General features: G+C 71.5%; 18 protein-coding genes. 14 read left to right on the top strand and 4 right to left on the bottom strand.

Going from position 1 to position 24455, the window contains the following annotated elements; genetic code table 11:
- The first annotated feature begins 50 nt into the window (after positions 1-50).
- The 4 genes from ACWZJV_RS03625 (at position 51) to ACWZJV_RS03610 (ending at position 7383) form a co-directional block, all read left to right on the top strand.
- Positions 51-2702 carry a DNA translocase FtsK 4TM domain-containing protein gene (locus ACWZJV_RS03625; RefSeq protein WP_457180252.1) on the top strand — a complete coding sequence of 884 codons (2652 nt, stop codon included), beginning with the start codon at positions 51-53 and terminating at the stop codon, positions 2700-2702.
- Positions 2699-4684, top strand: a complete 1986-nt coding sequence (locus ACWZJV_RS03620) for a helix-turn-helix domain-containing protein (protein ID WP_457180251.1) — start codon at positions 2699-2701, stop codon at positions 4682-4684. Before ACWZJV_RS03625 ends, ACWZJV_RS03620 begins: the two co-directional genes overlap by 4 nt.
- Before the next feature lie 279 nt (positions 4685-4963).
- Positions 4964-6334 carry a glycoside hydrolase family 16 protein gene (locus tag ACWZJV_RS03615; RefSeq protein ID WP_457180250.1) on the top strand — a complete coding sequence of 457 codons (1371 nt, stop codon included), beginning with the start codon at positions 4964-4966 and terminating at the stop codon, positions 6332-6334.
- A gap of 32 nt (positions 6335-6366) precedes the next feature.
- Positions 6367-7383 (top strand): LacI family DNA-binding transcriptional regulator, encoded by a 1017-nt coding sequence (locus ACWZJV_RS03610; RefSeq protein ID WP_457180249.1) that lies wholly within the window; start codon positions 6367-6369, stop codon positions 7381-7383.
- Positions 7384-7392: 9 nt separating this feature from the next.
- Here the strand turns inward: ACWZJV_RS03610 and ACWZJV_RS03605 are convergent, their stop codons facing one another.
- Both ACWZJV_RS03605 and ACWZJV_RS03600 read right to left on the bottom strand, forming a co-directional pair.
- A complete protein-coding gene (locus ACWZJV_RS03605; protein WP_457180248.1) occupies positions 7393-8115 on the bottom strand; it encodes a response regulator in 723 nt (240 codons plus the stop codon).
- Positions 8112-9779, bottom strand: coding sequence for an ATP-binding protein (locus tag ACWZJV_RS03600; RefSeq protein ID WP_457180247.1), 1668 nt, complete (start codon positions 9777-9779; stop codon positions 8112-8114). Before ACWZJV_RS03600 ends, ACWZJV_RS03605 begins: the two co-directional genes overlap by 4 nt.
- A 202-nt stretch (positions 9780-9981) precedes the next feature.
- Between ACWZJV_RS03600 and ACWZJV_RS03595 the strand changes: the two genes are divergently transcribed.
- From ACWZJV_RS03595 to ACWZJV_RS03550, 10 genes are all read left to right on the top strand, one after another.
- The gene (locus ACWZJV_RS03595; protein WP_307785572.1) at positions 9982-10929 is read left to right on the top strand and encodes a Bug family tripartite tricarboxylate transporter substrate binding protein; all 948 of its coding nucleotides are present in this window, start codon (positions 9982-9984) and stop codon (positions 10927-10929) included.
- Entirely contained in the window at positions 10926-11459 is a 534-nt protein-coding gene (locus ACWZJV_RS03590; RefSeq protein WP_457180246.1) for a tripartite tricarboxylate transporter TctB family protein, read from the top strand. The genes ACWZJV_RS03595 and ACWZJV_RS03590 overlap by 4 nt, the downstream gene beginning before the upstream one ends.
- A gap of 10 nt (positions 11460-11469) precedes the next feature.
- Complete coding sequence (locus tag ACWZJV_RS03585) at positions 11470-12996, top strand: tripartite tricarboxylate transporter permease (RefSeq protein ID WP_008357311.1); 1527 nt, start codon at positions 11470-11472, stop codon at positions 12994-12996.
- Positions 12993-13415, top strand: coding sequence for a universal stress protein (locus ACWZJV_RS03580; RefSeq protein ID WP_040754989.1), 423 nt, complete (start codon positions 12993-12995; stop codon positions 13413-13415). Before ACWZJV_RS03585 ends, ACWZJV_RS03580 begins: the two co-directional genes overlap by 4 nt.
- A 153-nt stretch (positions 13416-13568) precedes the next feature.
- Positions 13569-14960: a 30S ribosomal protein S12 methylthiotransferase RimO gene (gene rimO, locus ACWZJV_RS03575; protein ID WP_457182015.1), complete on the top strand. Its 1392-nt coding sequence runs from the start codon at positions 13569-13571 to the stop codon at positions 14958-14960.
- Positions 14961-14970: 10 nt separating this feature from the next.
- Entirely contained in the window at positions 14971-15612 is a 642-nt protein-coding gene (gene pgsA, locus ACWZJV_RS03570) for a CDP-diacylglycerol--glycerol-3-phosphate 3-phosphatidyltransferase (RefSeq protein ID WP_457180245.1), read from the top strand.
- Positions 15613-15766: 154 nt separating this feature from the next.
- Positions 15767-17740, top strand: a complete 1974-nt coding sequence (locus ACWZJV_RS03565) for an ExeM/NucH family extracellular endonuclease (RefSeq protein ID WP_008357301.1) — start codon at positions 15767-15769, stop codon at positions 17738-17740.
- A gap of 60 nt (positions 17741-17800) precedes the next feature.
- Positions 17801-18286: a CinA family protein gene (locus ACWZJV_RS03560; protein ID WP_008357299.1), complete on the top strand. Its 486-nt coding sequence runs from the start codon at positions 17801-17803 to the stop codon at positions 18284-18286.
- 60 nt (positions 18287-18346) lie between these two features.
- On the top strand, positions 18347-18634 hold the full coding sequence (locus ACWZJV_RS03555) for a helix-turn-helix domain-containing protein (RefSeq protein ID WP_040754988.1): 288 nt from the start codon (positions 18347-18349) through the stop codon (positions 18632-18634).
- Between the two features lie 117 nt (positions 18635-18751).
- Complete coding sequence (locus ACWZJV_RS03550; protein ID WP_008357295.1) at positions 18752-18988, top strand: hypothetical protein; 237 nt, start codon at positions 18752-18754, stop codon at positions 18986-18988.
- Here ACWZJV_RS03550 and ACWZJV_RS03545 read toward each other — a convergent pair.
- Positions 18985-19737 (bottom strand): DNA-formamidopyrimidine glycosylase family protein, encoded by a 753-nt coding sequence (locus tag ACWZJV_RS03545; RefSeq protein WP_457180244.1) that lies wholly within the window; start codon positions 19735-19737, stop codon positions 18985-18987. The genes ACWZJV_RS03550 and ACWZJV_RS03545 overlap by 4 nt on opposite strands.
- Positions 19738-19741: 4 nt before the next feature.
- Positions 19742-24412 carry an Lhr family ATP-dependent helicase gene (locus tag ACWZJV_RS03540; protein ID WP_457180243.1) on the bottom strand — a complete coding sequence of 1557 codons (4671 nt, stop codon included), beginning with the start codon at positions 24410-24412 and terminating at the stop codon, positions 19742-19744.
- Between the last annotated feature and the right edge of the window lie 43 nt (positions 24413-24455).

Here is a 24455-nt window from a genome sequence, read left to right as displayed (position 1 = left end):
CCCCCATGGGGGTCCCGGAGCCTAGGCGCCCGGTCGAATACCCTGCTTGTATGGCGACCCGTACGTCTTCCCCGCCGGGTTCGCGGAGCTCGACCACCACCAAGAGCACCCGTCCCCGGAGTACGACCACGACAAAGCGAGCAACGGCCACGAGCCGGGCCCGCTCCAAGGCGACGCCGGCCAAACGCCGTCCTGCCGCCAAGAAGAAGACGACGAACCGTACGCCACCCCGTGCCGTACGCAGCGGGCCCAGCCCGATCGCGGTCCTCTTCGACGCCATCTTCTCGACCATCGCGAGCCTGTGGCTGGCGATCGCCGGGGGAGTGGCCGCCGTCTTCCGCGTCGGCGGCCAGGCTGCCAGCGACCTCGAGCCGGAGCACCGGCGCGACGGCGCCGGCCTGTTCCTGATCGGCCTCGCCGTCCTCGTCGCCGCCGGCGTCTGGTTCCAGCTCGGCGGACAGTTCTTCGACGTCGTCCGCATCGCCGTGGCCGGCGTGGTCGGCAAGGTCGGCTGGCTGGTGCCGGTCGGCCTCGTCGTCGCCGGCGCGCGACTGATGCGCGACCCGGTCGACGCCGCCCCGGTCGGGCGGCTCGCGATCGGCTGGGCCGCGTTCCTGATGGCGACGCTCGGCATCATCCAGATCGCCAACGGCAACCCGCAGCCCACCTCGGGCGACAGCACCGAGCTGCAGTGGGCGGGTGGCGCCATCGGCTACGTCGTGGCCAGCCTGCTGCTCGACGTCCTGCGCTCGACGGCCGTGGTCGTCGTACTCCTGTCTCTTCTCGTCGTCTTCGGTGTCCTGGTCATCACCGGGACCCCGCTCTACCAGGTGCCGGGCCGGCTGGTGGAGCTGCGCGACCGGGCCCTGGGCCTGACCCCGCCCGAGGAGCTGAGCGAGAGCGGCACCAACATCCGGCGGGTGCGCCGGAGCGGCAAGCTCTTCGCCGACGACGACACCTTCGACCCGGAGGGCTTCGAGCCCTACGAGACGCCGCTCCTCGAGGAGGAGAAGCCGAAGAAGAAGCGCAAGAAGGACGGGCTCGACATCGCGCTCGCCCTCGACGACGACTCGGACGCCGACACCCAGCCCGACGAGGTCGTGGCGAGCGATGCGGCCGGCCTCATGCCCGCGGTCTCGGACAGCGGCCCGAAGCCGGGGGCGAAGCGCGACCTCGAGCCGCCGCCGCACGCGGAGCTGCCGCAGCGCGTCGAGCAGCTGATGCTCGCCGGCGACGTCGCCTACACCCTCCCGGCCAGCGACCTCCTCAAGCCCGGTTCGCCGCACAAGGCCCGCTCGAAGGCCTCCGACGACATCGTCAACCGGCTCCAGGCGGTGCTGGAGGAGTTCAACATCGACGCCGCGGTGACCGGCTACACCCGTGGCCCGACGGTCACCCGCTACGTGGTCGAGCTCGGCGCCGGGGTGAAGGTCGAGAAGATCACCGGGATCCAGAAGAACATCGCCTACGCGGTGGCCTCCGCCGACGTACGCATCCTCTCGCCGATCCCCGGCAAGTCCGCCGTCGGCGTCGAGATCCCGAACTCCGACAAGGAGATCGTCACCCTCGGCGACGTGCTCCGCTCCAACGCGGCGCGCGGCGACCACCACCCGATGATCACCGGTGTCGGCAAGGACGTCGAGGGCGGCTTCGTGGTCGCCAACCTCGCCAAGATGCCTCACCTGCTGGTCGCGGGTGCGACCGGCTCGGGTAAGTCGTCCTTCATCAACTCGATGATCACCTCGGTCCTGATGCGGGCCACGCCCGACGAGGTCCGGATGATCATGGTCGACCCCAAGCGGGTCGAGCTGAACTCCTACGAGGGCGTGCCGCACCTGATCACGCCGATCATCACCAACCCGAAGAAGGCCGCCGAGGCGCTGGCCTGGGTCGTACGCGAGATGGACATGCGCTACGACGACCTGGCCAACTTCGGCTTCCGTCACGTCGACGACTTCAACAAGGCCGTCCGCGCCGGGAAGGTGCAGGTCCCGCCCGACTCCGAGCGCGTCCTGTCGCCCTACCCCTACCTGCTGGTGATCGTCGACGAGCTCGCCGACCTGATGATGGTCGCCCCGCGGGATGTCGAGGACGCGGTCGTACGCATCACCCAGCTCGCCCGCGCCGCCGGCATCCACCTGGTGCTGGCCACGCAGCGGCCCTCGGTCGACGTCGTCACCGGTCTGATCAAGGCCAACGTGCCCTCGAGGCTCGCCTTCGCGACCTCGTCGCTGGCCGACTCGCGCGTCATCCTCGACCAGCCCGGTGCGGAGAAGCTGGTCGGCCAGGGTGACGGGCTCTTCCTGCCGATGGGCTCCTCCAAGCCGATCCGTGTGCAGGGCTCGTGGGTCTCCGAGTCGGAGGTCAACGCGGTCGTGAAGTCGGTCAAGGGTCAGCTCGAGCCGGTCTACCGCGAGGACGTGACCGCGCCCGCGGAGTCCAAGCGGGTGCTGGACGACGACATCGGCGACGACATGGACCTGGTCACCCAGGCGATCGAGCTGATCGTCTCGACCCAGTTCGGGTCGACCTCGATGCTGCAGCGCAAGCTGCGCGTCGGGTTCGCCAAGGCCGGCCGCCTCATGGACATCCTCGAGTCGCGCGGCGTGGTCGGTCCCTCCGAGGGCTCCAAGGCACGCGACGTACTCGTCAAGCCGGACGAGATCGACGGCGTCATCGCAACGATCCAGGGGGAGATGTGAGCGAGAACCCAGTGACGGCCGAGACCGTCGACCCTGAAGAGGCCGTCGAGGCTCCCGACGTCGATGTCGATGTCGATGTCGTCGAGGTACGCCGCAACGGCCGGCTCGCACTGGTGGTGGCGCTCGCGTCGCTGCTGGTCGGCCTCGCCTTCGTGCTGCGCGGCGGCATCGAGGGCTATCTGGTCGGTCTGATCCTGCTCGCCGTCGCGGCGGTGCAGGGCTGGACGGCCTGGGACTCCCGGATGCCGCTGCTGCTCGTGGACGAGCAGGGCGTACGTCTCCGCTTCGGCCAGACCTGGCAGGGCATCCCGTGGTCGAAGATCGAGTCCGTCGAGCACACCCCGCGTCCGGACGGGATCGAGCGGTTCTGGAAGGACGGCCGCATCGGCGTGCTGCTGCACGACGAGGACGAGGTGCTCGACGAGCTCTCGCCGACCGCGCGGCGCCAGGCGATGCTGACCGAGCGTCTCTACGGCCTGCCGTTCTCGCTTCCGCTGGGCCTCTCGACCCGCGTCCTGGGCGCCGGCGACGACGTCACCGAGGCCATCGCCATCGTCGCCGCCGAGGGTGTCGAGGTCGTCGAGATCGATCCCGGTCTCGAGGCCGAGCCGGAGGCGGAGATCGAGGACGACAGCGCCGAGGACACCGGCGGTGAGGCCGTCGACGAGGCCGTCGACGGCATCGTCGCGGCCCCGGTCGAGGACGGGGACACGGCCATCCGGCCACCCCTGCGGGCAGGGGCCGACGACACCAACCCCCGGATGCTCCGGGTCTTGGACGAGCCTGATATCAATGCCGCGGACGCGGAGGACGAGGCGGGGCAGGACCAGGTGGATCGGGACACTGAGACGACCGGAGTGACCGCGCGCAGCGCGGAGCAGGACGAGACGACGACCAAGACCGACCCCGAGCCTGCGCTGAAGGCCGAGGCGAAGGCGGAGCCGGTCGCACCGCTTCGCGAGCCGTCGACGGCGGTCCGGGTCGACGTACGCTACGTGCCCGAGGAGCCCCAGGAGACCATCGCGGTCCACGGCGCGAACGCGCTCCAGCTGGAGCCGGCGGAGTCCGACGCCGTGGACGCGGAGACGGAGGCCGACGAGGAGACCCAGGTCTTCGCGATCGAGTCGGCCGACGAGGACGCCGAGCCCGAAGGTGTTCGGCCGCTCGCCGAGCCCGAGGAGGGCATCAAGACGCTCGCCCCTTCGACGAGCTCTGTGCGCCGGATCGACGACGTCGACGACGAGCCCACCGAGGTGGTCCCGACCAAGGTCCCGGAGATCGGTGCCGAGATCGCTGCCGCCCGTCGCCGGCTCGCCCTCGACGTCGAGGGCCTCGCCGAGTGGACGCGGATCCGTCCGCACGTGATCGAGGCGATCGAGGTCGACGACTTCGGCCCCTGCGGCGGCGACTTCTACGCCCGCGGCCACCTGCGTACGCTCGCCCGTGTCCTCGGCATCGAGGTCGCGCCGCTGCTGCGCACCTACGACGAGAAGTACGCCTCCGGCCCGGTCAGCGCGCGCGCCGTCTTCGAGGCCGAGCTCGCCCACAGTGCGGCGATCCGCCCGGTCCGGCGGATGCGTGGCGGTCCGTCCTGGTCGGTCCTGGTCGCTGCCGTGATGGCGGTCATCCTGGTCTGGTCGGTCGCCCGCCTGGTCATCGACGGCACCCAGCACGAGCCCCAGGCCGGAGCGATCCAGCTCGACGGCTCGGCCGGCACCGACAGCCCCTACGGCAAGTCCTCGCCGGTCCCGGTGACCATCTCCGCCGCCGGAGGCGGTGCCCACGTCGTCGTACGCGACTCGCGCGGCAAGGTCGTCTTCAGCGGCGACCTCGCCTTCGGTGAGTCCAAGCAGCTCCAGGTCACCCCGCCGCTGCGCGTCCAGACCTCCGACGGCTCGCTCAAGGTCGCGGTCGGGGAGAGCAAGGCCAGGGCCCTCGGCAAGACCGGCGAGGCCGCCCAGCGCACCTACACCGCCGACTGACCCAACCCGCCGACTCGGCGCGTCTGTCCCGATGCACCGCGCCGAGTCGGCGTCTCTGTCTCGCCTGACGTGCTCGAGTCGGCGCAACTGTCCCAGACCCGCGGGACATTTGCGCCGACTCGACGGTTGTGAGCGGGACAGTTGCGCCGGGTGGGCGGGATCTTAAAGAGTTCGGCGTTTGGTGACGCGCGTCACATCACTTTGGGACCATGACATCCGAGAGAGCGCTCTCACGAGTCGCAAGGGCTCATCGCTCGTTCATTCGGAAAGCGAGTCATCATGAGAAGTCTCAAGGCATTAGGAGCCGCCGTCGTCGCGGCCGGCGTGGTCGCGGTGGCGATCCCGCTGTCATCGTTCGGACAGGCGTCCGAGGCGTCGGAGCCGGGCACGCCGGCCGGCTGGACCAAGGTGTGGAGCGACGACTTCACCGGTGCGGCCGGGTCGCGGATCAACACGAACAACTGGATCTACGACATCGGCCACTCCTACCCCGGAGGTGCCGCCAACTGGGGCACCGGGGAGATCGCGTACCACACCGACAGCACCCAGAACGTCTACCAGGACGGCGGCGGCAACCTCGTCATCAAGCCGATCCGCGACGGCGCCGGCAACTGGACCTCGGGTCGCATCGAGACCACCCGGACCGACTTCCAGCCGCCCGCCGGTGGCGTGCTCCGCGTCGAGAGCCGCATCCAGATGCCGAACGTCACCGGCGCGGCCGCACAGGGCATCTGGCCGGCGTTCTGGATGCTCGGCGAACCCTTCCGCGGCAACTACTGGAACTGGCCGGGCATCGGCGAGATCGACATCATGGAGAACGTCAACGGCGCCAACCAGGTCTGGGGCACGCTGCACTGCGGCACCTCGCCCGGCGGCCCGTGCAACGAGACCACCGGCCTCGGCGGGACCATCCAGGGCTGCCCCGGCTCGACCTGCCAGTCCTCGTTCCACACCTACGCGATGGAGTGGGACCGGAGCACCAGCCCGCAGCAGATCCGGTTCTACGTCGACAACACGCTCTACCACACGGTCCGCTCGGACCAGGTCGACGCGACCACCTGGAGCAACGCGACCAACCACGGCTTCTTCATCATCCTCAACGTCGCGATCGGTGGTGGCTGGCCCGGCAACCCGACCGCGGCGACCGCGTCCGGCGTGCCGATGCTGGTCGACTACGTCGCGGTCTACTCCAAGGGCGGCGGCACCACCGAGCCGACCGACCCGCCCGCACCGGGCAGCCGGGACGCCTACTCGACGATCCAGGCCGAGTCCTACAACGCCCAGAGCGGCACCCAGACCGAGGCGACCACCGACACCGGCGGCGGCCAGAACGTCGGCTACCTCAGCAACGGCGACTGGCTCCGCTACGGCGGCGTGAACTTCGGCTCGAGCGCGGCACGCACGTTCTCCGCACGGGTCGCCTCCGGTGCTCCCGCCGGGGTCAGCGGCCTGGTGGAGGTACGCCTCGACAACGTGAACAACGCCCCGATCGGCAGCTTCTCGGTGGCCAACACCGGAGGCTGGCAGAGCTGGCGTACGGTCCCGGGCAGCATCAGCGGGGTGACCGGCACGCACACGGTGTTCCTGCGCTTCACCAGCGGCCAGCCGGCCGACTTCGTCAACCTCAACTGGTTCACGTTCTCCCGGTGACCGTCGAAGCCAAGAGGCGATAGGTTCCACTCATGAACGAGACCCCGGCCGGCCGGCCGACGCTGGAGACGGTGGCCCGGGCGGCCGGGGCCTCGCGAGCGACCGTCTCGCGCGTCGTCAACGGCTCCACGACGGTGCGCCCCGACATCGCCGAGAGCATCCGCCGGGCCATCGCCGACCTGGGCTACGTGCCGAACCCGGCGGCGCGGAGCCTGGTGACGCAGCGTACGGACTCCATCGCTCTGATCCTGCCCGAGTCCGCCACCCGGGTCTTCTCCGACGACGCCTTCTTCCCGGGGGTCATCCGTGGCGTCGGTGAGGCGCTGGAGAAGGCCGACAAGCAGCTCGTCCTGCTGCTCGCCTCGACGCAGTCGAGCCACGACCGGATCCTGCGCTACGTGCACGGGCGCACCGTCGACGGTGTCGTGCTGGCCTCGATGCACGGTGCCGACACCCTGCCCGAGGAGCTGCGGGCGGCCGGAGTTCCGGTCGTGACCAGCGGGCGGCCGCTGGGCGAGGCCACCGTGCCGTACATCGACGTCGAGCACGCCAGTGGTGTGAAGGCGGCGATGCACCACCTGATCGGCCTCGGCCGGCGCCGGATCGCGACCATCGCCGGACCCCAGGACATGGTCGCCGGGCGCGAGCGGCTGGCTGGCTACCTCGCCGGTCTGGAGGCGCTGCCGGGAGCCGTTCCGCTGGTCGAGGAGGGCGACTTCATGCGCCAGTCCGGCATCGACGCCATGGAGCGGCTGCTCGAGCGCGATCCCGGCATCGACGGCGTCTTCGCGGCCTCCGACCTGATGGCCGACGGCGCCCTGCGTACGCTGCGACGGCTCGGCCGCCGCGTGCCCGACGACGTCGCGGTGATCGGGTTCGACGACGTCGAGGCGGCCCGGTTCACCGACCCGCCGCTGACCACGGTGCACCAGCCGATCCACGAGATCGGCACCCGCCTCGCCGAGCAGATCCTCCGCCTGGTGGCGGGGGAGGAGGTCGAGGCCTCCGTGGTGCTCCCGACGAGGCTGGTGATCCGGGAGTCGGCCTGAGCCGGCCTTCTAGGAGAGCGCGCGGTAGCGGCGTTCGGGCCGCCCGGCGGTGCCGTAGTTGAGACGTACGCCGATCCGGCCCGTGCTCGCGAAGTGCTCCAGATAGCGGCGCGCGCTCACCCGGGAGACCCCGATCGCGTCGGCACACTCGGTGGCGCTCAGCTCGCCGGCGGTCTGCAGCGCGGCCAGCACGGCGCGGGCGGTCTCGGCACTGAGCCCCTTCGGCAGCCGCTCACGGGCCTCACGAGCGCCCTGGTGGCTGAAGACCTCGTCGATGCCGGCCTGGACCTCGTCGCGGTGCTCGGCGCCCTCGGCCCCCTCGGCACGCTGCCCGATCCGGGCGAGCGCCTCGCGGGAGCGGCGTACGTCGTCGAGCCGCGCGGCCAGGTCCTCGAACGGGAACGGCTTGACCACGTAGTGGGCGGCGCCGCCGGCTGCGGCCGCGCGCACGGTGTCGGCCTCGCGGGCGGCGGTGATGACGATGACGTCGGTGTCGTCGCCGCGGCCGCGCAGCCGCCGCAGCAGCTCGATGCCGCTGAAGTCGGGCAGGTGCACGTCGAGCAGCAGGACGTCGGGGGAGAGGCGCGCGGTCTCCTCGAGCGCCTGCGTGCCGGTGGCGGCCACGCCGACGACCCGGAAACCCTCGACGCGCTCCACGAAGCGGGTGTGGATCGAGGCCACCATGAAGTCGTCCTCGACCACGAGCACGGTGAGCTCCGGTGTGGACGTCATCGGGTCTCCTCGGGGTCAGCGGTGGTGGGTGGTGCGAGCGGGACGGCGCCGGGCAGGGTCGCGACGAAGACCGCGCCCGGGCGTTCCGCCGAGCCGGTATTCTCCACCTCGACCTCGCCGCCGCGTGTGCGGCACACCAGCTGCACCAGCGCGAGCCCCACCCCGCGGCCGCTGGCGTCGCGTGGTTTCGTGCTGAAGCCGCGCCGGAAGATCTCCGGCAGCCGCTCGACCGGTACGCCGCCGCCGGTGTCGGAGACGCGCACGGTCACGGTCTCGCCCTCGGCCCTCAGCAGTACGCCGACCCGGCCGTCGAGCGGCCCGACCAGCGCGGCCGCGTCGACGGCGTTGTCGACCAGGTTGCCGAGGACGGTGACCACGTCGGCGGAGCCGTCGGAGGTGAGCCGGGGGAGCGAGCTGGCGGCATCCAGGTCGATGCTCACCCGCCGCTCGGCGGCCAGGCTGGCCTTGGCGATGAGCAGGGCGGCCACCGCCGGGTCGTCGATCCGGGAGGTGATGTGGTCGCTCAGCGCCGCCCGGCGTGCGGTCAGCCCGGTCACGAACTGGCCCACCTCGGCGTACTCCTCCAGCTCGAGCAGACCGGTGATCGTGTGGAGCTGGTTGCTGAACTCGTGGGTCTGGGCCCGCAGCGTCTCGGTGACGCTCTCGCGCGCGTTGAGCTCGCTCTGCAACGCGACCAGCTCGGTGCGGTCGCGCAGCGTGGTGACGGTGCCTGCGGGGCGGCCGGCGTGGTGGACCCGGTTGCGGTTGAGCACGAGCACGCGGTCGCCGGCGACCAGCGGCGCGTCGTGGACCTCCTCGGGGCCGCTGAGCAGGGCGAGGGTCTCGGCGGGCAGGCCGAGCCCGTCGAGACGGCGCCCGGTCGGGTCCTCGCTCAGTCCGAGCAGCTCGCGGGCGCTGTCGCTCATCAGGCTGACCCGGCCGTCGGCGCCGACGGCCAGCACCCCTTCGCGGATCGAGCGCAGCAGGCCCTCGCGGTGGTCAGCGAGCGCGGCGATGTCGCGAGGCTCCAGTCCACGCGTACGCCGCTTGATCAGCCGCGCCAGCAGCCACGACCCCAGCACCCCGAGCGCGAGGCCGGCGAGCAGCACGGTCAGGGCGTCGGCCCAGGTGCGGGCGAGGCGCTCGGTCAGCGGCGGGTAGTCCTCGGTCACCACGACCACGCCGACGGGACGCGGGGCCTGCGCGTCCGGGCCGGTCGACCCGCCGCCGTAGACCGGCACCTGGGCGGCGATCGCGCGCCGGCCGGCGTCGTCGATGTCGCCGGACCAGGCCCGGCTCGCCTCGCGGCCGCCGAGGTGGAGCTTCTCGCCGAGCCGGGTGGGGTCGGTGGCGACGAGCACCTCGCCGTCCAGGCTGGTGAGGTAGCCGGTGTCGGCGCCCGCGTCCGCGGCCCGGGTCTGGAGGTAGAAGGCCAGCGCCAGCCGGTCGGGTGTGCCGGTCAGGCCGTCCTGCACGGCCGCGGTGCCGGCCAGGCTCTCCGCGGCGGCGCGCAGGCGGTCCTCGCGGGAGTCACGGAAGTCGGCGTCGCTCTGCCGCAGGGACACGATGCTGGTCGCCACGACGACAAGAAGCAGCACCGAGAGCTGCAGCACCAGCACCTGTCCGGCCAGCGACAGGTGGCGGCGCGAACCCTGTGACCACAAGTTCCACAACCTCCTTTGGTTGCCCAATGGTGACGGCGGTCACCGCGGGCTGTGACCATCGCCACTGACCGTTTCATCCCCTGAGTCTGGAGGCCAGCCGTTGTCGACCGCGACATCGCAGTCCCCGCCCCGGCCGCCGCTGCCGACGCAGCGCCGTCGGGCAGCGAGCATACGCCGTACTCGCGCCCTCACCGTTGTGCTCGTGACCTGCCTGCTCGCCGCGGTGTCCGCCTGCGGCGTGACCCGTGGCGAGGAGTCCCGTGACCTCGACATGTGGATCCCGAACAGCCCCGGCGGCGGCTACGACCAGACCGGCCGCGCGGCCGTCGGCGTGCTCGACCGCGACAACATGACCGGCGGCGACATCCAGGTCACCAACATCCTCGGCGCGGGCGGTTCGGTCGCGATGTCCCGTCTGATGAGCGAGGAGGGCAACGGCAACCTGCTCATGACCATCGGTCTGGGCGTGGTCGGCTCGACGTACTCCTTCGGCGTGGACGCCCGCCCCCAGGACGCCACCCCGATCGCCCAGCTCATCGAGGAGCAGGAGGGCGTGCTGGTCCCGGCCGACTCGCCGTTCAAGACCATCGACGACCTGGTGAAGGCCTGGAGCGAGGACCCCGAGTCCGTCGTCGTCGGCGGCGGGTCCTCGCCCGGTGGCCCCGACCACCTCTTCCCGATGCAGCTGGCCAAGGCCGCCGGCATCGACCCCAAGGAGGTCAAGTACGTCACGTACGACGGTGGTGGCCCGCTCACCAGCGCGCTGCTCGGCAACAAGATCGACGTCGGCTTCTCCGGTCTCGCGGAGTTCGAGGGCCAGGTGAAGGCCGGCGAGCTCCGGGTCCTGGCCACCTCCGGCGACGAGCGCGCCACCGGCGTCTTCGCCGACGCGCCCACGCTGACCGAGAGCGGCATCGACCTGGTCTTCCTCAACTGGCGCGGCATCCTCGCCCCGCCGGGGATCAGCGACGAGCGCCGCCAGGAGCTCATCGACCTGCTCACCCGCATGCACGACTCCAAGCAGTGGCAGCAGGCGCTGAAGGACAACGGCTGGACGGACGCGTTCGTCACCGGCGACGACTTCGACAAGCTGCTCGTCGAGCAGGACCAGCGCGTCGCCTCGACCCTGAAGGAGCTGGATCTGCTGTGAGCGTCCACGAGACCCAACCCTCGGCACCGGCCGAGGCCCGACCCGCTCAGCGCCGGGTCGACGTCGGCCAGTTCGGCCTGGCCGCGTTCATGGTCGTCGTCGGGATCTACACGATCGTCGACGCCGCCGGCCTCGACGTCGGCTTCGCCGATCCCGTCGGCCCCCGCGTCTTCCCGTACGTCATCGGCACCGGCCTCGTCCTGGTCGGCGTGCTGCTGGCGGTCGCCACCGCCCGCGGCTCGCAGCCGGAGCCCGAGGAGGGCGAGGACGTCGACCTGAGCTCGTCGGCCGACTGGCTGACGGTCCTCAAGCTGGTCGCGGTGCTGCTGTTCACGGTCGCGACCGTGAACCTGCTCGGCTGGGCCATCTCCGGCGCGGTGCTGTTCGCCGGCGCCGCCTGGTCCCTCGGCAGCCGCACGCTGGTGCGCGACGTGATCGTCGGGCTCGTCCTGGCGATCGGCAGCTGGTACGCCTTCTACGTCGGTCTGGGCATCCCGCTCACCCCTGGCGTACTCGACGGGATCCTGTGAGGACTGACTGATGGAGAACTTCGAACTGCTCATGGGTGGACTCGAGTCCGCCCTGACCCCGATGAACCTGCTCTACGCCGCCATCGGCGTGCTGCTGGGCACCTTCGTTGGCGTGCTCCCCGGCATCGGGCCGGCGATGGCCATCGCGCTGCTGCTGCCCGTGACGTACCGGCTCGAGCCGACCAGCGCGTTCATCATGTTCGCCGGCCTCTACTACGGCGGCATGTACGGCGGCTCCACCACCTCGATCCTGCTGAACACACCGGGGGAGTCCGCCTCGGTGATGACGGCGCTGGAGGGCAACCGGATGGCCAGGGCGGGGCGTGGCGCGCAGGCGCTGGCGACCGCCGCGGTCGGCTCGTTCGTCGCCGGCACCATCGGCACCATCCTGGTGGCGTTCTTCTCGCCGGCCCTGGCCGACGTGGCCGTCGAGCTGGGGGCGCCGTCGTACTTCGCCCTGATGGTCCTGGCCCTGGTCATGACCACGACGGTGCTCGGCACCTCGGCCCTGCGTGGGTTCGCCGCGCTGTTCCTCGGCCTGACCATCGGCCTGGTCGGCCTCGACCTCAACACCGGTCAGCCGCGGCTGACGTTCGGCGTGACCCAGCTCGTCGACCGGCTCGACATCGTGGTCGTCGCGGTCGGCATCTTCGCCCTCGGCGAGGCCCTGTGGGTGGCCGCCCACCTGCGCCGGAAGCCGGCGCACGTGATCCCCGTCGGCCGTCCGTGGCTGTCGCGCGACGACTGGGGCCGCTCGTGGAAGCCGTGGCTGCGCGGCACCGCCTTCGGATTCCCGTTCGGGGCGCTCCCGGCCGGTGGCGCCGAGATCCCGACGTTCCTCTCCTACCTGACCGAGCGGAAGCTCTCCAAGCACAACGAGTTCGGCAAGGGCGCCATCGAGGGTGTCGCCGGTCCGGAGGCGGCCAACAACGCCTCGGCCGCCGGCATGTTCGTGCCGATGCTCGCGCTCGGGCTGCCGGTCACGGCCACCGCCGCGGTGATGCTCTCGGCGCTCCAGGGCTACGGCATCACCCCGGGTCCGCAGCTGATGACCGACCACGCCGACCTGGTGTGGACGCTGCTGGCCAGCCTGCTGATCGGCAACACCCTGCTGCTGGTGCTCAACCTGCCGCTGGCACCGCTGTGGGCCCGGCTGCTGCGGATCCCGCGTCCGCAGCTCTACGCGGGCATCCTGTTCTTCGCCTGCCTGGGTGCGTACGCCACCAACCTGGACCCGTTCGACATCGGGCTGCTGGTCGCGTTCGGTCTGCTCGGGCTGATGATGCGCCGCTTCGGCCTGCCGGTGCTGCCGCTCATCCTGGGCGTCATCCTCGGGCCGCTGATGGAGACCAAGCTGCGTGAGGCGCTGACGATCTCGGGTGGTGACTACGGTGGGTTGCTGAACGAGCCGCTGGCGGTGGTCGTCTACGTTCTGATCGCGTTGTTCATCCTGGGCCGGCCGTTCATCGCCCGGGTCCGGGCACGGGCCGACGAGTCGGCCACCGTCGAGGACGAGAAGGAGCTGGTGAACCGATGAGTGAGACTCCCGCAGGTGGCTGGGTGGTCGTGGCGTGGGCGCCCGACGTCTACGGTGCGGTCGCGCTGGACTGGGCATTGGCCGACGCCGAGCGCCGCGACCGTGGCGTCGTGGTCGTCAACGCCTCCCGGGGCGACGCCCTGGTCGACAACCGCTACGCCTTCGACGAGCAGCTCGCGGAGCTCGAGCGCCGGCTGTCCGAGTCCGGCCGACCGCACGAGATCCGGCAGTCCATCGACCCGGACGTCGGCGGTGCCGTCCTCGACGCCGCCGAGCAGCTCGACGCCCGGCTGATCGTGGTCGGGCTGCGGCGGCGTACACCGGTGGGCAAGCTGCTGATGGGCAGCGTCGCCCAGCGGATCCTGCTGGGCGCTTCCTGCCCGGTCCTGTCTGTGAAGCCGGGCTCCGTCCCGGACTGATCGACACCGCCGATCGACACGGGTCCGGCGCGAGGGTTCGGTGTCCGGGGCGTGTGCCCGTCATACTTCACGGTGATGAGCACTGCCACCGAACCCTCCGCCGAGACCGCCCCGACCGACCAGCAGGCCGACCAGAAGGTCGTCTCGGTCGCCATGGTCACCCTCGGGTGCACCCGCAACGAGGTGGACTCCGAGGAGCTCGCCGGACGGCTCACCGCCGGAGGGTTCCGGCTGGTCGCCGACCCGGACGAGGCCGACACGGTGGTCGTGAACACCTGCGGTTTCGTCGAGCAGGCGAAGAAGGACTCGGTCGACACGCTGCTCGAGGCCGCCGACCTCAAGGAGACGGGCAAGGCCCAGGCGGTCGTCGCGGTCGGCTGCATGGCCGAGCGCTACGGCAAGGACCTGGCCGCCGAGCTGCCCGAGGCCGACGCGGTGCTCGGGTTCGACGACTACCCCGACATCGCCGCCAAGCTCCGCTCCATCCTCAGCGGCGAGACCCACCACCCGCACACGCCCCAGGACCGGCGCCTGCTGCTCCCGATCTCCCCGGTCGAGCGCGACGCCTCCGCCATCTCGGTCCCCGGCATGGCGGCCGTCGACCAGGTGCCGGGTTTCGCGGGACGTACGCGGCTCGACGACGCCCCGTGGGCGCCGCTGAAGCTCGCCTCGGGCTGTGACCGCCGCTGCACCTTCTGCGCGATCCCGCAGTTCCGCGGCTCGTTCGTCTCCCGTCGCCCCTCCGACGTGCTCCACGAGGCCCAGTGGCTGGCCCAGCAGGGCGTCAAGGAGCTCTTCCTGGTCTCGGAGAACTCCACGTCCTACGGCAAGGACCTCGGCGACATCCGGCTGCTCGAGACGCTGCTGCCGGAGCTGGCCGGCATCGACGGCATCGAGCGCGTACGCGTCTCCTACCTGCAGCCCGCCGAGACCCGGCCCGACCTGCTCAAGGTCATCGCCACCACACCCGGTGTGACGCCCTACTTCGACCTGAGCTTCCAGCACGCCTCCAACGCCGTCCTGCGGCGGATGAAGCGGTTCGGCGACCCGGAGAGCTTCCTGGGCCTGCTCGAGCAGATCCGCGGCTACGCGCCCGGGGCCGGGGTGCGGTCCAACGTCATCGTCGGCTTCCCCGGCGAGACCGAGGAGGACCTCGAGATCCTCACCGACTTCCTGGTCGCCGCCCGCATGGACGTCACCGGCGTCTTCGGCTACTCCGACGAGGAGGGCACCGAGGCCGCCGGCTTCGACCCCTCGCTCAAGCTGGACGAGGACGAGATCCGCGCCCGCGTCGAGCACGTCAACGAGCTCGTCGAGGAGCTCACCGCCCAGCGGGCCGAGGAACGGATCGGGGAGCAGGTCGTCGTGCTCGTCGAGGAGACCTCGGACGGCGAGATCTGGGGCCGGGCCGCCCACCAGGGCCCCGAGGTCGACGGGATGACCTCGCTCGAGGGCGATGTCGACGGCGTACGTCCGGGTGATCTGGTGACCGCGACCGTCATCGCCTCCGAAGGCGTTGACCTGGTCGCTTCGGTGAACGGTTAGGGTGCAGCCCGTGAACGAGCAGCAGCCCCAGAACGCTGAGCCCGTCGTCACGACGAGCAACTGGAACATCCCCAACGCGCTGACCACGCTGCGGATCCTCGCCGTCCCGTTCTTCGCGTGGGCGCTGCTCGCCGACGGTGGCGACAACCCGACGCTGCGCTGGATCGCGTTCGTGATCTTCGCGCTGGCGATGATCACCGACAAGATCGACGGTGACCTGGCCCGCAAGCACAACCTGATCACCGACTTCGGCAAGATCGCCGACCCGATCGCCGACAAGGCGGTCACCGGGATGGCCTTCATCGGTCTCTCGATCGTCGGCGACATCTGGTGGTGGGTCACCGTCATCGTGCTGCTGCGCGAGTGGAGCGTCACGCTGCTGCGGCTCTCGGTGCTGAAGAAGATCGTGATCGCGGCCGACCAGCTCGGCAAGATCAAGACCACCGTCCAGGCGGTCGCGCTCGGCGGGCTGCTGCTGCCGCTGCCGCACGGATCGGCCCACGGCGGCGCCTTCGGCGACGCCCTGGTGTGGGAGCTGCTCTTCTACGCCTTCCAGATCTGTCTCGCGGTCGCGGTGGCGCTGACGATGTGGTCCGGTTTCCAGTTCTTCCAGGGCGTGTGGAAGCAGCGCGCGTCCCTCCGGTCCTCGTAGATCTCCAATTTCGGGTAGTTGTAACTCCGTTACCGGACGTTCATCGAAGATCCCCGCGAAGAAGGCGTACGCGGCGTTATTGTCGCGTTCCGGTCGGTGCTGAATCGGGCAGACCGCCCATCGCCTTCTACCTTCCACACGCGGGGAGTCATCCATGTTCTCAGCACGTCAGGTGCTCGGTTCGGTGGTCGGCCTGACGGCCGCCGTCGCCGGCATCGGCGCGGTCGCCATCCCGACCGCGCGCGCCACCACCACGGCCGAGGCCGTCGCGATCGCCGACATCCAGGGCACCGGCACCACCAGCCCGCTCGCCGGCCAGACCGTCACCACCAGCGGCATCGTCACCGCCGCCTACCCCTCGGGCGGGTTCTTCGGGTTCTACCTCCAGACCCCGGGCACGGGCGGCACGCTCGACCTCGGGTCCCACGACGCCTCCGACGCGGTCTTCGTCTACCAGCCCCGCTCGGCCGGTGCGGTCACCGTCAAGCCGGGCGACGCGGTGACGGTGACCGGTGAGGTGACCGAGTACGCCGGACTGACCGAGGTCTCGGTGCCCACCGCCGCCGGCATCGTCACCGACGGCACCGGCACCATCGAGCCGGTGGTCTCGCAGTGGCCGGCGACCGACGCGCAGAAGGAGTCGCTGGAGGGGATGCTCTTCGCGCCCCAGGGCGACATCACCGTGAGCAACACCTACGGCGTCGAGAACTTCGGCGAGCTCGGCCTCGCCCAGGGCGACCGCCCGCTGATCCAGCCGACCGAGGTGGCGCGTCCCGGCTCCGCCGAGGCCGCGGCCGTCGCCGCTGACAACGCCGCGCGCGGGATCGTGCTCGACGACGGCTCCTCGACCACGCTGCGCCCGCCGACCAGCCGCACCATCCCCTACGTCTCCAACACCTCGCCCGTCGTCGTCGGCGCCTCCGTCGACTTCCGCGGCCCGGTGATCCTCTCCCAGGGCGGCTCGCCCTCGGCGCCCACCTACCGCCTCCAGCCCACCCAGGTCGCCACCGCCGACCCGGCGTCGTGGCCGGCGGACTTCGGTGACGTACGCAGCGACGCCCCCGACGAGCGCAAGATCGGCCGCCGTGCCGACGTGAAGATCGCCTCCTTCAACGTGCTCAACTACTTCACCACGCTCGGCGATGCCGACGACGACAACGTTGGCGACGGCGGCTGCACCGCCTACAAGGACCGCGCCGGCGACGGCAACAGCGTCAGCGGCGGCTGCGACCAGCGCGGCGCCTGGGACCCGGCCGACTTCGGCCGCCAGCAGTCCAAGATCGTCGCCGCGATCAACGCGCTCGACGCCGACGTCGTCGGTCTGATGGAGATCGAGAACTCCGCGCGCCTCGGCGAGACCCCCGACGAGGCGACCAACTCGCTGGTCGCCGCGCTCAACGCGGCCGCCGGTCGCAAGGTCTGGACGGCCAACCCGTCCTCGGCCGAGCTGCCCGACGCCTCCGGCGCCGACGTGATCACCAACGCGATCATCTACAAGCGCTCGGCCGTACGCCGCATCGGTGAGGCCCGCGCGCTGGGCGACCAGAGCGGCGACGACCAGGCCTTCGGCAACGCGCGTGAGCCGATCGGTCAGATCTTCAAGCCCGCCGACGGCGGTGCGCCGTTCCTCTTCGTGGTCAACCACTTCAAGTCGAAGGGCTCGGCCGGCCCGTGGCCGGGCGACGCCGACACCGGCGACGGCCAGGGTGCCTCCAACGAGTCGCGGGTCCGCCAGGCCACCGCGCTGGTCTCGTGGGTCTCCTCGGTCCGATCCGAGACGGGGGTCACCGACGTCGCGCTCGCCGGTGACTTCAACTCCTACACCCAGGAGGACCCGATGCAGGTCCTCTACGAGGCCGGCTTCGCCGACTCCGAGACGCTCAGCGGCAACGAGGAGTACAGCTACTCCTTCTCGGGCCTGTCCGGCTCGCTCGACCACGTGCTGCTCAACCGGCACGCTCAGCGCCGCTTCACCGGCTCCGACATCTGGTCGATCAACTCAGGGGAGTCGCTGCTGCTGGAGTACAGCCGCTACAACTACACCGGCATCGACCTGCACACCGACTCGCCGTACCGCTCCTCCGACCACGACCCGGTCGTCGTCGGGCTGACGCGCAACGCCGGCTAGACGCTCACCGCTCGCGCGGCCCGGTCACCGTTGTGGTGACCGGGCCGCTACGTTTGCCCTATGGCAGCTGTCGATGACCTTCATGCCGCACTGCGGGACGCCGGCGCGACCCTGGCGACCGCCGAGTCGCTGACCGCCGGACGCCTGGCCGCGATGCTCACCGACCCGCCCGGGGCGTCGAAGACGTTCCGCGGGGGCTTCGTGACGTACGCGACGGAGCTGAAGCACCTCCTGCTGGGCGTCCCTGTCTCGGTGATCGAGACTGTCGGGGTGGTCTCCGCGGAGTGCGCGGCGGCGATGGCCGCGGGGGCGCGGGAGCGGTCGGGGTCGACGTACGGGCTCGCGACCACGGGTGTGGCGGGCCCCGAGGAGCAGGAGGGAAAGCCCGTGGGCACGGTCTTTCTGGGCGTTTCCGGTCCGCACGGCGAAACAACGGCGCAACTCGGGCTGTCGGGCTCGCGTGCGGAGATCCAGCGTGATACGTGTTTGTTCGCTGTTGATGAACTACTCGGACTACTTCGGCGGGAACATCGAAGGGTCAGGTAGCGTTGGGGCAGGACGTCACCCAGATGTCGGTGACTTGTGAACTGTAGGAGGCTGACCGCAATGGTGCTCTTCCGTCGACTTCTCGGCGAGGTGCTTCGTGCCCAGCGGCTCGAGCGCGGGATGACCCTGCGCGAGGTCTCCGCGGAGGCGCGAGTCAGCCTCGGCTACATCTCCGAGGTCGAGCGTGGCCAGAAGGAAGCCTCTTCCGAGCTCCTCGCCTCGCTCTGCAGCGCTCTCGACGTGGCTCTCTCCGATGTGCTCCGCGACGTCTCCGACGCGGTCGCCCTCGAAGAGGCCACCATTCTGCGGATGCCCGTTCGCGCCGCTGCCGACGCTGCCGCCGCCTGATCGTTCCCGATCGGGGAGATTTTTCCTTCGGCGTGTCTCAAAGCCGGCGCGCCCATCTCCTTGCTGACGTGGGCCCACCACGGGCCCGCGCATTCATGGGGAGATGGTGCGATGCGCATGGCAGTCGAGAACGAGCTTCCGGACCTGACGGTCCCGGGCCCGCGGGGCGAGGGCGACCCGGTTTCTCCCGACCTGCTCGAGGCTGAGCTCTTCGGGCTGGAGGAGACCCTGAACATCCTTCGCGAGGAGTTCACCTCCGTCGCTCCCGGTGAGCGTGCGCACGTCGCCCGCCACATGCGCGACACCCGGGTCCGGATCGCACAGATCCGGTTGCGCCTCCTGCACGGTCGCTAGGGCTGGCACCTCGCGCAGTAGTAGGCCGGGCGCTCCTTGCCGGGCGGGCCGACCTTGGCCACGGTCACGGTGCCGCCGCAGCGGCGACAGGCCCGGCGGCCGTAGACCCACATCTGGCGGGAGCGGGACCAGTCGGCCTGCATCAGGTCACGGGTGCGCTGGAGGATCCGGGGGAGCCGGTCGCCGGCCTCCGCGACCGTACGCAGCGGGTTGATCCCGGCGATGAAGCACGTCTCCGCGGCGTAGATCGTGCCGATCCCGGCGAGGTTGGTCTGGTCGCGCAGCGCCTCGAAGAGCGGCCGCTCCGGCTGGTCGCGGAGGCGCTGTAGGGCTGTGTCGGGGTCCCAGTCGTCGGCGAGGATGTCCGGGCCGAGATGGGCGACCAGCTGCTCCTCCTGGTCACGGGGGACCAGCTCGACGATGCCGAGCAGGAAGCCGACCGCCTCGGTGCGTTCGGTGCGGAGCACGACGCGCGCCTGGAAGCCGGGCTTGGGCCAGCGCCGGCCTGCCTCGAGGATCCGCCAGGACCCCTCCATCTTCAGGTGCGTGTGGAGCGTCCACTCGCCGGTGCGGTGGTCGATCCGGGTCAGCAGGTGCTTGCCGCGGGTCGCCGTGCCGAGGACGGTGCCGCCGGAGAGGTCGGCCGTGGCCAGCTGCGGGACCCGGAAGTCCGTACGCGTCAGCACCTGCCCCGCCAGCCCCTTGTCGAGGGAACGGGCGGTGCGGAGCACGGCGTCGCCTTCCGGCACGTCCTCACCTGCTCTGCGAGGTCAGGCGCAGGCCGCGCGGGGTGGCGATGAAGCCGGCGTACTGCAGCGCCTGGCGCAGGGGCGTCTCGCCGGAGCCGAGGAGCGGGGCACCGTCGGCCTTCTCGACGGTGAGGCGTCCCAGCGCGCCACGGCGGACGGCGTCGGCGAGGGCCTCGGCGGCGGGCTCGAGGAGGTTGGGGTCCTCGGACCAGGTCAGCAGCGTGCGGCCGCCGCGCTCGACGTACAGCGCCAGCTCGCCGTCGACCAGGACCACGATCGCGCCGGCCTTGCGGCCCGGTCGATGACCCTCCTCCGAGACCGGCCAGGGGAGCGCCGCGCCGTAGGGGTTGGCGGGGTCGGTCGCGGCGAGCGCGACGGCGACCGGCTTGTCGCTCGGCTCGACCCGGGAGAAGGTACGCAGCCGATCGACCGAGCCCGCGGTGCCGAACTGGGCGGCACCCAGGCCCTCGACGAAGTAGCCCCGCCGGGCCCGTCCGGACTCCTCGAAGGCGCTGAGCACCTTGTAGACCGCGGCGAAACCGCCGGGCGTGCGCTCGGACTGGACCGCACCGCGGGTGACCACGCCGTGACGGTCCAGCAGCCGCTCGGCCGCGGCATGGGCGCGCTTGGTCGGGTCGGGATCCGGCTCGGGCAGGATCGTCCAGCGTCCGGCGGTCTCCGGAAGGCTCGCTCGGGCCGGCATCCGCGCCCCGCCGGTGTAGCGGCCGCCGCGGGCCCGCGGCGGTGGGCGCCGGGAGCGGTGCGAGGGCGTGCCGGAACGTGTCAGCGCCCGCAGCGGCAGCAGGGTGTCGTTGCTGACCCGGCCCGACCAGACCAGTTCCCACAGCGCCGCGCTCAGGTCGGCGTCGCTCGGCGTCTTCTCGTCGCCGGCCGCCACGGTCCGGGCGAGCTGGTGGAAGAACCAGGCGCCGCCGGGCTCGAGGGCTTCGAGGAGCCGCTCGGCCAGCGGGCCCGGTGGCATCTCGGTCGGTGGCGGCAGGGTCAGCTCGGCGGTGTCGGCCGGGTGCAGCGAGACCCAGCCGTCGGTGCCGGGAAGGGTGCCGTGACCGGCCCAGAGCACCTCGCCGCCCGCGGTCAGCTCGTCGAGGACGGCGGGCTCGTAGTCGACCACCCGGGCGGGCAGGATCAGGGTCTCCAGCGCGCTGGCCGGGACCGGGCAGCCGGCGAGCTGGTCGACGACGCTCAACACGCCGTCGACCCCGCGCAGCGCACCCTTGCGTACGGACGTCTTCTGCCACGCCGGCAGGAACCTGCCCAGCGCCGCCGGCTCGACAGGCTCGACCTCCTTGCGCAGCCGGGCCAGCGAGCGCCGCCGCAGCATCCGCAGCACCTCGGCATCACACCACTCGAGGCCGCTGCCGCCCGGCCGGAACTCCCCGTCGAGCACCCGCCCGCGCGCCGAGAGCCGCGCCAGGGTGTGTCGCACGACCGCCTCGCCCAGCCCCAGCCTGGCTGCCACGTCGGCCGCGGTGAACGGCCCGTGCGACCGTGCGTAGCGCGAGACCAGGTCGCCGACGGGGTCCTCCACAGGCTCGGTGAACGCGGACGGTACGCCCGGAGGGACCGCCACCCCCAGCCCGTCCCTGAGCCTGGCCACGTCCTCGACCACCGCCCACCGGGCCTCCCCGGCCACCCGCACCTCGACCACCCGCCGAGCGGTGGCGAGATCCGCCAGCACGTCAGAGACCTCACTGCCCTCGCTGGTCGAGCCGGATTCGTGAGGAACGAGCGAATCCGCGTCGAGACCAACACGGTCCATGTCGGCGCTCGAATCGACTGTGCTGGTCTCGACACGCTCGCTGGCGCTCGCGGCTCGACCAGCGGAGTGTTCCGTGCGGGCGGTGATCTCCTCGAGGGTCAGTGGACCGATGGTGCGGATCAGGTCGGTGATGCCTTCGGCGCCCCGGGCCTGCCGCCCGGGAGCGAGGCGCTGGAGCTCGGACTCGACCTCGGCCAAGACCTCGGGGTCGAGGAGCTCGCGGAGCTCGGCACGGCCGAGGAGCTCGGCGAGAAGGCCCTGGTCGAGGGTGAGCGCGGCGGCGCGGCGCTCGGCGAGGGGGGAGTCGCCCTCGTAGAGGAACTGGGCGACGTAGCCGAACAGGAGCGACTGGGCGTAGGGCGACGGGGTGGGGGTGGCGACGTCGACGATGGAGATCTCGCGACGCTCGATCCGCTGGAGGAGGCCGACGAGAGAGGGCAGGTCGTAGACGTCGCGGAGGCACTCGCGGACGGCTTCGAGGATGATCGGGAAGCTCGGGTACTGCGAGGCGACCTCGAGCAGCGCGGCGGAGCGCTGGCGCTGCTGCCACAGGGGTGAGCGGCGGCCGGGGTCGCGGCGGGGGAGGAGCAGTGCTCGAGCCGCGCACTCGCGGAACCGGCTGGCGAAGAGCGCCGACCCGCCGACCTCGGTGGTGACCAGGTCCTCGATCTCGTCGGGCTCGAAGACGATGATCTCGCCGGTCGGTGCCTCGGCGTCGGTGTCGGGCAGCCGGATCACGATGCCGTCGTCGCTGTCGATCGCCTGCCCGTCGACCCCGTAGCGCTCCCGGATGCGGGCGTTGATCGCCAGCGCCCACGGAGCGTGGACAGGGCGGCCGTAAGGCGAGTGGACGACCAGCCGCCAGTCGCCCAGCTCGTCGCGGAACCGCTCCACGACGATGTTGCTGTCGGAGGGGAGGACGTTGGTCGCCTCGGCCTGCTCGTGCAGGTAGGTGACCAGGTTGGCGGCCGCGTAGGCGTCGAGGCCGTCCTCCTGCGCCCGGGCCTCTGCCTTCGCCCGCGGGAGCGCGCCGAGCTCACGGGTGTAGGCGCCGACCGCCTCGCCGAGCTCGGCGGGCCGGCCCAGCGAGTCGCCCTTCCAGAACGGGAGCCGTCCCGGGATCCCGGGCGCCGGGGTCACCAGCACCCGGTCGTGGGTGATGTCCTCGATCCGCCACGACGTCGCGCCCAGCGCGAAGACGTCACCGACCCGCGACTCGTAGACCATCTCCTCGTCGAGCTCGCCGACCCGGCGCCCGGCACCCTCGCCCGCGATGAACACGCCGAAGAGACCGCGGTCGGGGATGGTGCCGCCGCTGGTGACGGCCAGTCGCTGCGCTCCCGGACGGCCGGTCACGGTCCCGGCGACGCGGTCCCACACGATGCGCGGTCGCAGCTCGGCGAACTCCTCGCTCGGGTAGCGCCCGGCGAGCAGGTCGAGGGTCGCGTCGTAGGCGGAGCGGGGGAGGGTGGCGTACGACGCCGTCCTCCGGACCAGCGCGAACAGCTCCTCGACGTCCCAGGTGTCCAGGGCGGTGGCGGCGACGATCTGCTGGGCGAGCACGTCGAGCGGGTTGGCCGGCAGGCTCATCGACTCGATCAGACCCTGCCGCATCCGTTGCACGCTGACCGCGGTCTGCGCGAGGTCGCCGCGATGCTTCGGGAACAAGACCCCGCGGGAAACCTCCCCGACCTGGTGGCCGGCTCGCCCGACGCGCTGGAGCGCGGAGGCGACGCTCGGCGGCGACTCGATCTGGACGACGAGGTCGACCGCGCCCATGTCGATGCCGAGCTCGAGACTGGAGGTGGCCACCACCGCGGGCAGCCGTCCGGACTTGAGGTCGTCCTCGATCAGCGCCCGCTGCTCCTTGGACACGCTGCCGTGATGGGCCTTGGCGATCACCGGGGCCGCACCGTGGGACTGCCCCGACTGCGCCATCACCTGGGCAGGAGGCGGTCCGGTCTGGAAGACCCGGTCGGAGGCGATCTCGTTGAGCCGCGCGGTCAGCCGCTCCGCGATCCGGCGGGAGTTGGCGAAGACGATGGTCGAGCGATGGGCGGTGACCAGGTCGGCGACGTGCTCCTCGACGTGCGGCCAGATCGAGGAGGCCCGCTGCGGGTCGTCGTCCTCGTCGTCGCTGTAGGGGCTCGGCGCCGTCATGTCCTCGACCGGCACGACGACGCTGAGGTCCCACCGCTTCTCGGCCGGGGGCGCGACGATGTCGACGGGCTGGGCGCCACCGAGGTAGCGCGCGACCTCCTCCAGCGGCCGAACGGTCGCGGAGAGCCCGATCCGCTGCGCCGGCCTCTCCAGCAGAGCGTCGAGGCGCTCCAGGGTCAGCGCCAGGTGGGAGCCGCGCTTGGTCGCCGCGACCGCGTGGACCTCGTCGACGATCACCGTCTCGACGCTCCGCAGCGTCTCGCGGGCCTGGCTGGTCAGCATCAGGAACAGCGACTCGGGGGTGGTGATCAGGATGTCCGGGGGAGTGGTCGTCAGGCGCCGCCGGTCGGCCGCGGTCGTGTCGCCGGAGCGCACCCCGACGCGCACCTCGGGCGCCTCGACGCCCAGCCGCTCGGCGGTCTGCCGGATCCCGACCAGCGGGCTGCGCAGGTTGCGCTCGACATCCACGCCGAGCGCCTTGAGCGGCGAGATGTAGAGGACCCGGCAGCGCTCCTTCTTCTCCGGCACCGGCTCGGTCAGCAGCTTGTCGATCGACCACAGGAAGGCGCTCAGCGTCTTGCCCGACCCGGTGGGCGCCACCACCAGCGCGTTGCGTCCCGCCCCGATCGCCTCCCAGGCGCCGGCCTGCGCCGCGGTCGGCGCCGCGAAGGCAGCCGCGAACCACGTGCGGGTCGGGTCGCTGAACCGCGCCAACGCCGATGACGTGTCGCTCATGAGGACAAACCTAGTCGCGACCACCGACACTCAGCGGCCACAC

The organism is Nocardioides sp. WG-D5 (assembly GCF_054031175.1).
This window is presented reverse-complemented; position numbering and strand designations above follow the sequence as displayed.